Raw genomic sequence first — 12495 nt, 5'->3', positions numbered from 1 at the left:
AAGTCTATTCTGGCACAGAGCGCGTCAAAATAGACTTTTTTGGTAATTTAGTCATGTTTAACTTGCGGTCTCTCTGTACCGTTTAAAGTTCATTGTTAGTAAGTCTAGCATCATCTTACTCAAAAGACAACTAATTCTTGCTAGTAATTTTAATAAATGTTAATTCTAGTAGTTTATTTTGGTATAATTATTATAAATTCAGGTGAATTTTTTATTAAGAAAAGGAATAAAAAATGAGTAAGAAGCGAAAGAAACATATTATTACTTGGTCAATTATTATTTTAGTTTTGCTCGTTGCCGGCTGGTTTAGCTTCGGCCCAGGCATTTCTAATAATACACCCAAGCAGCGAGTAGTGACGATTGGTGTTGTCGGCGAAAGTAATTCTGAACAAGTAATTTGGCAGCATGTTGCGCAAAAGGCCAAGCGTGATTATAACATTATCGTTAAGACCAAAGTTTTTACGGATTATAATCAACCGAACAAGGCCTTGCGTGATGGTGAAATTGATCTAAATGCAATTCAGACAACAACGTTTATGCATACTTGGTCCAAGGCCAACCATGCCAACATTGTTTCAATTGGTAAAACCTATATTGCGCCCATTCGGCTATATTCCAAAAAGTATCACAAGTTAAGTCAGTTGCCGCAAGGTGCCACGATTGCGATTCCTAATGATGCCGCAACTGAGTCACGAGCACTTCATGTTTTAAAAAATGCTAAGTTAATCCGGTTGACTGCAGGTAAAAAATTGAAAACAGTTGCGGATATTACAAGTAATCCTCATCATATCAAGATTAAAGAAGTCAGTGACGAGCAGTGTGCGCGGATTATTAATTCGGTTGATGCTGTAATTGTTAATAATGATTTTGCCGTGCCAGCTGGTCTTGGCCCAAAAGAAACTATTTATGTTGAGCCAATTAATAAAGAGTCAGCAGGAGCAATTAATAATATTTGTACTACCGCGGCTAAGAAAAACGATCCTGACTATCAAGATGTTGTAAAATGTTACCAAACTGCAGAAACTAAGAAACTTTATCGTAAATTTTATGGTTCAATGCAGCAGGCTGTGTGGGATGTTAAACTGAAATAAAAATTAAATCTTGGCAAATAATTAAAAACGTGTAAAATAAACTGCAAAAATAATTGTAATGTCTGTGAGCATACATTTTTGGAGGTAAAGATGACTAATCTTAGTGTAAAATTACCCGGTCTAAACTTGAAAAATCCGGTGATGCCGGCAAGTGGCACTTTCGGCTTTGGCGATGTTCCTGCTGCTAGTAAGTTTGACTTAAATGAGTTAGGAGCATTGGTACTAAAAACAACGACGCCATTAGCTCGCCTTGGTAATCCGCAGCCGCAAATTGCGGTTTTAGAATCTGGTGTTTTAAATTCGGTAGGGTTAACTAATCCTGGAGTTAGCAAGGTTGTCAGTGAAAAAATACCGCGTTTGCGGCAGCAATATCCAAACTTACCAATTGTTGCAAGTGTTGGCGGCAGTACTGAGTCCGACTATGTTCAGGTAGCAAAAGAATTGTCTGCATCTGGTCTAGTAGATGCACTGGAACTTAATTTTTCTTGTCCTAATGTGGCTCGCGGCGGCATGACCTTTGGCGTTCATCCGGAATTGGTTGAGCAGCTGACAACTGCCATTAAGCAAGTAGTTAAGGTGCCAATTTATGTCAAATTAACTCCGAACGTAACTGATATTACTGAGATTGCTCGTGCTGCCGAGAGTGGTGGCGCCGCTGGCTTGTCCCTGATTAATACAGTGATGGGTTTGCGGATAAATCTTGAAACGCGTAAGCCATTTTTAGGTAACAATGTTGGTGGACTTTCAGGTAGTTGTATTAAGCCGCTGGCTCTATATCAGGTTCATCAGGTATATCAGGCAACCAAGCTGCCAATTATTGGGATGGGCGGGATTGCAAGCGCTGAAGATGTGGTTGAATTTATGTTGGCAGGAGCCAGTGCTGTGGCCGTTGGTAGTGCACATTTTCATGATGACTTAGTCTGCCAGCATATTATTCAAAAATTGCCAGCATTATTAAATAAATTGGGTGTTAGTGATATCAATGATCTTGTCGGTCAAGCTCAATTTAATTAAAAATTTAATTTGACAATTATCATAATTGTTCGTATATTTAACTTAATATTCCTTTAATTAGTCCAGAGAGGCTAGCAAGGCAATCACAAGTTAGCGCCTAGTTTCTCGACTAGGTGCTTTTATTTTAGGGATATGAGAGGAGAACAAGATGGCAAAAGAAATTTGGGATGCACTCGCAATGAAGCGGGCATTAACAAGAATTACTTATGAAATTATTGAACGCAATAAGGGAACTGAGAATTTGGTGCTTGTTGGCATTAAAACGCGGGGTGTTTATTTAGCTAAACGAATTCATGACCGAATTCAAAAGTTAGAGGGTGTGGATGTCCCTTTAGGACAGCTTGATATTACCCTTTATCGTGATGATCGTCATGATGCAACTCTCAAACAGGATCCGGTTGTTAATTCCAATAAAGTTGGCGTTGCGATTGCCGACCAGCATGTTGTCCTTGTTGATGATGTTATTTATACAGGACGAACAATCAGAGCAGCAATGGATGCCCTAATGGACATTGGTAGGCCAAGTTCAATCGCTGTTGCTGTTCTGGTTGATCGTGGTCACCGCGAATTGCCAATTCGGGCGGATTTTGTTGGGAAAAATATCCCAACATCTTCACAAGAACAAGTTGCTGTTAATGTTGAAGAAGTTGACGGGCAGGACAGTGTAGAATTAAAGCCACTGCCGGAAAAATAGTATAAGTTAAGTTAATTTAATCATTCAACCATTTAATTGACTCCAGAGAGGGTCAGAAGGGTTTGAGTTCTTTTGGAGTATCTTAAAATAGGCCAAAAATCCCTTTTGATTAACCTGGAGCAATCTAAATGCTTCAGGTTTTTTTGTATCTTTTTTTGTATCTTAAAGAAAGGGTTTAGATCATGAAAAATTATAATTTAGTTAGTTTGCCGCATTTTGTTAGTGTAGCTGGTTTGCAGGCAGATGAAGTACGCGCCCTGATTGACCGTGCAGAGTATTTTAAGCGTGGTGGGGCTAGACCAAAATTAGCTAAGCCGGTTTATGTGACCAACATGTTTTTTGAAAATTCAAGCCGAACTCATACTAGCTTTGAAATTGCGGAACGTAAATTGGGCTTGACCGTTATTCCCTTTGATCCAGCTCATAGTTCAGTTAAAAAAGGTGAGACTTTATATGATACCTCGCTGATTATGGCAGCCTTGGGGGTTGACCTTGAGGTTATTCGCCACCCGCAAAATGAATATTACAATGAGTTAATTTCTTTAGAGCCTGAGCAGCACTTAGACATCGGTGTCATTAATGCTGGTGATGGCAGTGGTCAGCACCCATCGCAATGTCTGCTTGATATGATGACAATTCACGAGCATTTTGGCTATTTTAAAAATTTAAAAGTGGCGATCGTTGGTGACATTACAAATTCTCGGGTGGCCAAAAGCAATATGGAGTTATTAACTCAGCTTGGTGCACAAGTTTACTTTTCTGGACCAGAATATTGGTATGATAAGCAGTTTGATAAGTATGGGCAGTTTGCGCCACTTGACGATTTGGTTAGTCAAGTTGATGTGATGATGCTACTGCGAGTTCAGCATGAACGACATGAGGGTGACCTGAATGAAAGTAAGTTTGATCCAGAGCAATATCACGAGCAATTTGGTATTAACGAACGTCGTTATCATGCACTAAAAAAGGATACAATTATTATGCATCCAGGTCCAATTAATCATGATGTTGAATTGGCTGGCAAATTAGTTGAGGCACCCAAGAGTATGTTTGTCCGCCAGATGCAAAATGGTGTCTTTATGCGTATGGCAATGATTGAAGCCGTAATGCGAGGTCGTCGGTTAGGAGGACTAGAATAATGGCTCTGGTTATTAAAAATGGTCAGGTATATTTGGATAACCGGCTTACCCAGTGCGATATTTTAATTGAAAATGGCTATATTAGTGCTATTGGTCAAGATTTGACTGCTGAACAAGTCATTGACGCGCAAGATAAGTTGGTTAGTCCAGGGTTAATCGACATGCACGTTCATTATCGTGATCCTGGTCAAACGGCAAAGGAAAATGTTCATTCGGGGACGCTGGCTGCAGCTCATGGCGGTTTTACAACTACCGCGGCAATGCCTAATGTAGTGCCAGTTCCTAATACCGAGGAATTACTGCAAAAGATGGTAACTAATAATGAACAGAATGGTATCGTTCATGTTTTACAATACGGCCCAATTACAGTTGATGAAACTAGCGATACGCTTACTGATTATGCTGGTTTAAAAAAAGCTGGGGCAATTGCTTTAAGTAATGACGGCAAAGGTGTCCAGAATGCACAAACGATGTACCGGGCGATGCAGCAGGCAAAAGACAATCATTTAATCATTGCCGAACATGCTCAAGATGACACTCTTTTTGATCTTGGAGTAATCAATAATGGCCCCAAGGCAACAGAATTTAACTTGCGACCGATTACGGAATTAGCGGAAACCACGCAAATTGCTCGTGACTTGTTATTAGCTGCTAAGACTGGTGTGCATTATCATGTTTGTCACGTTTCAACTAAAACCAGCGTTGACTTAATCAGAATTGCCAAAAAGCGTGGCGTACATGTTACTTGTGAAGCAGCGCCGCATCATTTGTTATTAACAGAAAATGATATTGCGCAAAATGATAGTAATTTTAAGATGAACCCGCCGTTAAGGTCAAGGAAAGACCAGCAAGCGTTAATTGCCGGACTGCTCGATGGCACAATTGACATGATTGCCACCGATCATGCGCCACATACCCGGCAGGATAAAGCTGGGGATTTTGCCCAAGCAGCTTTTGGCATTACCGGCAGTGAAACTGCTTTTAGTGAGCTTTATACGCAGCTAGTCAAGAAGGGTCATTGCAGTTTAACGCAAGTACTAGCTTGGTTAACAATTAAGCCAGCGACAGTTTTCAATTTACAACATGCAGGTAGGATTGCAATTGGCGAACCAGCCGATATTGCCATTTTTGACTTACAGACTAAGAAAAAATGGCGTCAGCAGGACTACTTTTCAAAAAGTTGTAACACTCCGTTTACCGGTGACACTGTCTACGGTTCAACAATGATGACAATGGTTGCTGGGCGTGTAGTTTATCAAGCAAAGGAGCAATAATGAAGTATCTGATTTTAGAAGATGGCAGTATCTATCAGGGTGAAGGTTTCGGCGCTGCAGGTGAAGCAAAAGGCGAAGTTGTCTTCACAACAGGGATGACAGGTTATCAGGAAGCCATTACGGATCAATCTTATGCTGATCAGATTTTGGTCTTTACTAACCCCTTAATTGGTAATTATGGCATTACATTAGCAGATTATGAATCGCTTGAGCCGGGGATTAAGGGCGTGATTTGTCATCAAGTGGCGCATCATCCTGATAACTGGCGAATGCAGACAACCTTGCCAGATTTTCTTAAAAAATTAAATATTCCCGGTATTCAAGGAATTGATACACGTGCTTTAGTTAAAAAATTGCGACTGCACGGCACCATGCGCGGTCAGATTGCTAATTCTGCGACTGAGGCAGCTAAAATTGTTCAAACTTTGCAAAAAGAAAATTTAACTAAGGGAGCAGTTAGCCGAGTTTCAACAACCCATTCGTACCCAGTTCCCGGTTCTAAACGTAATATTGTAGTAGTTGACTTTGGCATTAAAAATAGTATCTTGCGCGAACTAGCACAGCGTGATTGTAACTGTATCGTTGTACCTTATAATATCACAGCCGAGCGTATCTTAAGCTTGCATCCAGATGGAGTATTGCTTTCTAATGGTCCCGGTAATCCTGAGGAAATGTCGAGTGCTGCAACAATGGTGCGGCAAGTTGAGCAGCATTTGCCGTTAATGGGGATCTGTATGGGACATCAAGTTTTTGCTTTGGCTAATGGTGCCAAGACATTCAAAATGAAATTTGGTCACCGAGGACTTAATCATCCAGTTCGCGAAATTGCGACAGGTAATATTGGCTTTAGCTCGCAAAATCATGGTTATGCGGTTAAGTCAGAATCAATTGCGGCAACTGACCTGATGGTAACCCATGTTGAAGTTAATGACGGTACAATTGAAGGTCTGCGGCATAAGAAGTATCCAGCATTTTCAGTGCAGTTTCATCCGGATGCAACTCCTGGACCACACGATCAGCAAGGGATTTTTGACTACTTTATGCAAATGATTGATCAAAGAAAGGAAATTAGTCAACATGCCTAAAAGAACAGATATTCATAAAATTATGGTCATCGGCTCGGGCCCAATAATTATTGGTCAAGCCGCAGAATTTGACTATTCGGGAACGCAGGCATGTTTAGCTTTGCGTGAAGAAGGTTATGAAGTTGTGCTGGTTAATTCCAATCCAGCAACGATTATGACGGATACGGCAATTGCCGACAAGGTTTATCTTGAACCATTGACAGTTGATGCAGTTTCGCGAATTATTCGTCAAGAATATCCAGATGCAATTTTGCCGACATTGGGCGGTCAGGTTGGCTTAAATATGGCTTTGTCTTTGGCCAAAAGCGGTATCTTACAAGAATTGGGGATTGAGCTTTTGGGAACTAAATTAGCGTCAATTGAGCAGGCAGAAGATCGGGAAAAGTTCAAGCAACTGTGTCAGCAGCTGGGTGAGCCAGTTCCACCATCTAAAAGTGTTAAAACAGTCGCTGAAGCATTGGCGTTTGGGGATGAAATTGGTTATCCCATCATTGTTCGTCCTGCATTTACCATGGGTGGTACTGGCGGCGGAATTTGCAACGACCACGATGAACTTGCGCGTGTTGCCAAAAATGGTTTGGAATTATCGCCGGTTACTGAATGTTTAGTAGAAAAATCGATTGCTGGCTATAAGGAGATTGAATTTGAGGTTATGCGCGATCATGCCGATAATACAATGATTGTTTGCTGCATGGAAAACTTTGACCCTGTTGGTATTCATACTGGTGATTCGATTGTTTTTTCACCATCACAGACACTGTCAGACAAGGAATACCAAATGTTGCGTGACTGTTCACTGCGACTAATTCGGGCATTAAAGATTGAGGGCGGCTGCAATGTGCAGCTAGCACTTGATCCGAATAGTTTTAATTATGACGTGATTGAAGTTAATCCAAGAGTGTCACGTTCATCAGCTCTGGCCTCAAAGGCAACGGGCTATCCAATTGCCAAGATGGCTGCGAAAATTGCGGTTGGATTAACGCTAGATGAAATCAAGAATCCAGTAACAGGAACAACTTTTGCAGAATTTGAACCGTCACTTGATTATGTCGTTTGCAAAATTCCGCGTTGGCCATTTGATAAATTTCCTAAGGCTAACCGCGAGCTCAGTACCCAGATGAAGGCAACAGGTGAGGTAATGGCGATTGGACGTACAGCTGAGGAAGCCTTTCAAAAAGCTGTCCGGTCACTAGAAATTGATCAAAAAGACTTTTATTCAGCAGACGCACACAAGGCAAGCGATGAAGATTTGGAACAAAAGCTAGTTAAAGCACAAGATGATCGCCTCTTTTATCTTGCCGAAGCCTTTCGCCGGGGCTATTCGATGACGGATGTCCATGAATTGACCAAAATTAATTTTTATTTTTTGGATATTGTGCGCCACATCGTTGATATGGAGAAGACCATTGGAGCACATCCAGATGATATTACTGTACTTAAAACAGCCAAGAAGTATGGTTTTAGTGACCAAACAATTGGTAAGTTATGGCATCAAACACCTGAACAAGTAAGGCAATTACGTAAGAAGCATGGTATTGTTCCTGTTTACAAAATGGTTGATACCTGTGCGGCAGAATTTGCTTCGCAAACGCCATACTTTTATTCAACTTATGACTTAGAAAATGAAAGTCAACGTGACCATAAAAAATCTGTATTGGTTATTGGTTCTGGGCCAATTAGAATTGGTCAGGGGGTTGAGTTTGATTATGCAACTGTGCATTGTGTTAAGGCATTGCAAAAGATGGGGTATGAGGCAATCGTTATTAATTCCAATCCAGAAACAGTTTCGACTGACTTTTCAATTTCTGATAAATTATACTTTGAGCCTTTAACACTTGAAGATGTGCTTAATGTTTGTGATTTGGAACAGCCAGAAGGTATTATTATTCAGTTTGGCGGTCAGACATCAATTAATCTTGCTGCAGGACTTGAAGAACACGGTATCAAAGTATTAGGAACAAGCGTCAAAGACTTAAATCGAGCTGAAGACCGTGAATTGTTTGACCAAGCAGTTAAGGAATTACATCTAAAGCAGCCACAGGGGATTACGGCGACAACCCACGCTGGCGTTATTCAGGCAGCAACCAAACTAGGTTATCCAGTTTTAGTACGGCCAAGTTATGTTCTGGGTGGTAAAGCAATGGCAATTGTATACAGTCAAGATGAATTAGAAGATTATTTACAGGACCATGTAGATATTGCCAGCAGTCATCCAATTTTAGTAGATGATTATTTAGATGGTCGGGAGTGCGACGTTGATGCCATTTGTGATGGCGAGCAAGTACTCATTCCCGGAATTATGGAACATATCGAGCATGCCGGTGTGCATTCAGGAGATTCAATGGCTGTTTATCCGGCTCAAACTTTTTCGATTGAAATTAAGCAAAAAATTGTCAAACTTACGAAGGAGTTAGCATTAAAGCTAAATTGCCACGGAATTATGAACTTGCAGCTGATTGAACGGAATAATGAAATTTATATCATTGAAGTTAATCCCCGAGCTAGTCGAACCGTACCGTTTTTAAGTAAAATTACTGGTATTGAAATGGCCCAAGTTGCAACGCGAGTGATTATGGGGCAAAGTTTACGCAGTCAAGGTTATGCCGCTGGTTTGGCACCAGAGCCAAAATTGGTTAGTGTAAAAGCACCTGTTTTTTCATTCAGTAAATTAGCTGATGTTGATAGTTATTTGGGACCAGAAATGAAGTCAACTGGTGAAGTAATGGGCAGTGATGTGAGTTTTCCTAAGGCTCTCTATAAGGCTTTTGCTGGTGCGGGGATGCAGATTCCTGATAGTGGCAATGTATTGTTAACTATTGAGGATAGTGATAAGGAAGCAATTTTACCGTTAGCGCAAAAGTTCGCTCAGATTGGTTATCGGATATTTGCAACCAGTGGAACCGCAGCGTTTCTGCAAAAATATAATTTACATGTAACCTTACTCAGTAAAATTCATGAACCGGCAGACAATAATTTGTTGGCAATATTGCGTAGTGGCCAGATTGATCTGGTAATCAATACAATGGGGCATGACCTGGCCAAAAATTCTGATGGGTTTATTATTAGGCAGACGGCAATTCAACAGAATGTGCCACTAATTACTAGCTTAGATACAGCACGCGCATTATTAACGGCACTTGCCAATCGGTCATTTTTAACAACTAGTTTGAAGTAAAATAGTTTAAAAATAAAAAATACAGATGTATTGGTTTACATCTGTATTTTTGATATTATTTTTGACTAAACTTGATTGCGGTTTTTGCCAAATCAATTGTATAAGTTACTTCTTCAAGTGGACGCTTAGTCATGCCTTGGTCAGTCGAATAGATGATTAAGCAAAGCTGACTGCCAACAGGTAGGCGATAATAAGTCGGCTGTAATTTAAAGGTTAGGTCATAAAATTGACCGGATTCAATTGCCGATGGTTTCTTCATGTCGGCGTAATTTTGCAGGTTCATGTGTGCCTTAGTAATTAACTTGGCATGAGTCAATTTGTCCGGCATAAATTCTTGCAGAGTGTCGGTGCCAAAACGGTAACCAAGTTCTTGCCCACCGGGCATGATGAATTTAGGTGTGGCGGTTAGGCGCTGGCGGTCACCTAATTCAACTAAAGCGACTGAAAGCTGACCTTTGTTCACAATGGAAGAAACATGGATTGTAACTTCAGGCCGGCCAACAATTGTTACGGGATGAATAAATTCATCCGTTGTAAAACGCAGGCTTGATGAAGCCCACGGCTTTTGACCACAGATAAATTGGTATTGCCATTCACTTTCGGAGATATGAGCTTGCTTAAATTTTTGTCCGCCCACATCAACGAATGATAATTGTTTTTTACCATTGCCATCTTTTTGCAATTTACCATCGTCAGTTGGGTAATAGGTCACTTCTTGACCTAGATCATCACTCCAGTCATCTTCTTGATGCCAAGTATCTGCTTCTAGATTGTCTTGAACCATGACGGTTGGCCATTGCTGTTCAGCACCATTGTTAACTTCAAGCAATTCATGAACAAACCAAAGGTTCATTAAATCGGTAAAGTCAATTGAAACCAAATTATTCATGTTATAATGTGGCCCTTGATGCAGGAATAAGTGCGGCTTAATTGGCAGCTGCAGCTGTTTTACTTTTTGCCAAATTTTGTAGACATTTTTAGGTTTAACATTCCAATCATTTAGGCCGTGAACGCTGATCCATGAGCATTTGATATTATCCGTCTGGTGGCGGTAATTGCGGGCTTCCCAAAAGTCTGAATATTGTCCAGTTTTGCGGTCTTCTTTAGTTAAAAGCTGCTCTTGCATGGCGTCGTACTTAGGTTTGATTTTTAAATAGGAACCTGCGTCCCATAAGTTAGACTGACAAGTCTCAGCCAGCAAGTCCATGTCTTCACCTTGGCAGTCTTCAGGAGCAATTACCAGACCGTGCTCGCGGTAATAGTCGTACCAAGAAGAGATTGCGGCTTCAGATACCACGGTTTTTAAACCTTTAACACCAGTTGTGGCAACTGCGATTTGCAAGGTACCAAGGTAAGAGCGACCAGTCATACCGATATTACCATTACACCATGAAGCCTTAATTTGATGAGTGCGGTTGCGGTCAGTATAGGCAACTCGATCGCCGTGCAGCCATTCGATAATTTCTTTAGCACTTTCTGTTTCTTCAGGAGAACCAGTAATCCGTAAGCCATCAGAACCACGCGTGCCGATACCGCCGGCGAAAGCACTGGCGAAGCCGCGTGCCAGCATGTATTCGTTTAGTGGGTAAGAGGATTTGCCGACAGCTTCTTCAGTTGCTACATGATTTTCAGAGCCGGACTGCTTGGCCTTTACGCGTGCAGCTGGTTCATATTGCGGATTAGTCCAGTCAGTAGCATCACTCAAGTTCTCATCGACATTGTGATTACGCTTAACATTATCGATAACGCCGCCAAAGTAGGGACTAGCAGTATAGAGTGCTGGTACCTGCATCATTTCGCTTTCCACTGGCCGAAAAATGGTCGTTTGTAATAGGTCAGATTTACCATCGTCATCAGTATCAAGGTCACTTTCCACATAGACAACCTCATGAATTACGTTACTGGTATCAAATATGGGTAAGCTTTTGCCGTTAAATAAGATGAATTTGTTATCGAGATCACCAAGAAGTTTTCCGTGAAAGTAACCTTTGCCAGCCATGACGTCAATTAAGAGCTGACCGTTTTTAGCACGGGTATTTAATAAGCGGTAAAAGGCATGAATTAGTTCATTCTGATTATTAATGCTAGAAACAGCTGGCAAGGCTTGCTTAGTCATAAAGCCTAATGGGTCAGACAGTTGATAATCATAGTGAACATGATAACCCAACAGCTGCAGGGCAACATTGTAAAATTGGTCTGGTGTAATATTTTCTGGATTAGTTGCTAAAAAGTCGGCTAAGTTCTGCGTTTCAGAAACGGCAAATTCGCCTAACTTGGCTTGTCTAGCAAAATCCGCAGAGGGATTAACTTCTGCCAGCGCGTTTTCGACAAATTCCGTCAGTAACTCGCTAAAAGACAGTTCTTGATAATTTTCTGGTAAAAATTTGATAGTAAGTAATTCTTGCACCTGTGTTTGAAAGTCAGTTTCGACATAGGCATATTGATTGTATTTCATACTGTGCTCCTTTTTTATTTCCTATTATAAGGGTTATTGCAGGCATAGAAAATAGACAAAATAAAAACGAGCATTAAGCTCGCCCTTATAGCCAAGTATCTTTGTAAACATCTTCATTAAAGCCGCAAGTTAACTTGTCGCCGTCAACAACTAGTGGGCGCTTGATTAGCTTGCCGTTCTTAGACATCATCTCGGCTGCCTCATCAATGGTCATACTTGGTAATTGATCCTTCAAGTGCAATTTGCGGTAGTCCATGCCGTGGGTGTTGAAGAAGTAGCGCAAACCGCGGTCTTGATGGTCAGTCATCCACTTAACCAGGTCTTCTTTTTTAGGTGGCTGTTCTACCAAATCTTGAAAGTCGACATCAACATCATGTTCATGCAGCCACTTTTCGGCACTGCGTGAGGTTGAGCAACGTTTATAACCATAAAATTTAATCATTTTTGTACCTTCTTTTTATAGTAATCATAATTAATTATAGCAATAAGTGATGAAAATAAAGTAATTTTTAAAAATTACACTTGATTTTAGTGAACAATGTATTATAATTATTTATGTAATTTAGCT

General features: G+C 40.7%; 9 protein-coding genes. 7 read left to right on the top strand and 2 right to left on the bottom strand.

Translation table 11 applies throughout. The features are described from left to right. Positions 1 to 233: 233 nt before the first annotated feature. The 7 genes from OZY43_RS05355 to carB all read left to right on the top strand — a co-directional run bounded on the left by OZY43_RS05355 (position 234) and on the right by carB (position 9472). On the top strand, positions 234 to 1091 hold the full coding sequence (locus OZY43_RS05355; protein ID WP_277164050.1) for a MetQ/NlpA family ABC transporter substrate-binding protein: 858 nt from the start codon (positions 234 to 236) through the stop codon (positions 1089 to 1091). Between the two features lie 90 nt (positions 1092 to 1181). After that, on the top strand, positions 1182 to 2105 hold the full coding sequence (locus tag OZY43_RS05350) for a dihydroorotate dehydrogenase (protein WP_277164049.1): 924 nt from the start codon (positions 1182 to 1184) through the stop codon (positions 2103 to 2105). A gap of 148 nt (positions 2106 to 2253) precedes the next feature. After that, on the top strand, positions 2254 to 2799 hold the full coding sequence (gene pyrR, locus OZY43_RS05345; RefSeq protein ID WP_277164048.1) for a bifunctional pyr operon transcriptional regulator/uracil phosphoribosyltransferase PyrR: 546 nt from the start codon (positions 2254 to 2256) through the stop codon (positions 2797 to 2799). Between the two features lie 182 nt (positions 2800 to 2981). Then, a complete protein-coding gene (locus OZY43_RS05340) occupies positions 2982 to 3938 on the top strand; it encodes an aspartate carbamoyltransferase catalytic subunit (RefSeq protein WP_277164047.1) in 957 nt (318 codons plus the stop codon). Continuing rightward, complete coding sequence (locus OZY43_RS05335) at positions 3938 to 5212, top strand: dihydroorotase (protein WP_277164046.1); 1275 nt, start codon at positions 3938 to 3940, stop codon at positions 5210 to 5212. Before OZY43_RS05340 ends, OZY43_RS05335 begins: the two co-directional genes overlap by 1 nt. After that, positions 5212 to 6297: a carbamoyl phosphate synthase small subunit gene (locus OZY43_RS05330; RefSeq protein WP_277164045.1), complete on the top strand. Its 1086-nt coding sequence runs from the start codon at positions 5212 to 5214 to the stop codon at positions 6295 to 6297. The genes OZY43_RS05335 and OZY43_RS05330 overlap by 1 nt, the downstream gene beginning before the upstream one ends. Continuing rightward, positions 6290 to 9472 (top strand): carbamoyl-phosphate synthase large subunit, encoded by a 3183-nt coding sequence (carB, locus tag OZY43_RS05325; RefSeq protein WP_277164044.1) that lies wholly within the window; start codon positions 6290 to 6292, stop codon positions 9470 to 9472. Before OZY43_RS05330 ends, carB begins: the two co-directional genes overlap by 8 nt. Before the next feature lie 55 nt (positions 9473 to 9527). Here carB and OZY43_RS05320 read toward each other — a convergent pair whose 3' ends face one another. Both OZY43_RS05320 and OZY43_RS05315 read right to left on the bottom strand, forming a co-directional pair. Continuing rightward, positions 9528 to 11927 (bottom strand): Xaa-Pro dipeptidyl-peptidase, encoded by a 2400-nt coding sequence (locus OZY43_RS05320; protein ID WP_277164043.1) that lies wholly within the window; start codon positions 11925 to 11927, stop codon positions 9528 to 9530. 85 nt (positions 11928 to 12012) lie between these two features. Further along, positions 12013 to 12369 carry an arsenate reductase family protein gene (locus OZY43_RS05315; RefSeq protein WP_277153081.1) on the bottom strand — a complete coding sequence of 119 codons (357 nt, stop codon included), beginning with the start codon at positions 12367 to 12369 and terminating at the stop codon, positions 12013 to 12015. Positions 12370 to 12495 lie beyond the last annotated feature (126 nt).

Origin of the sequence: Lactobacillus sp. ESL0785 (assembly GCF_029395455.1) — a bacterium.
Taxonomy (GTDB): domain Bacteria; phylum Bacillota; class Bacilli; order Lactobacillales; family Lactobacillaceae; genus Lactobacillus.
This window is presented reverse-complemented; position numbering and strand designations above follow the sequence as displayed.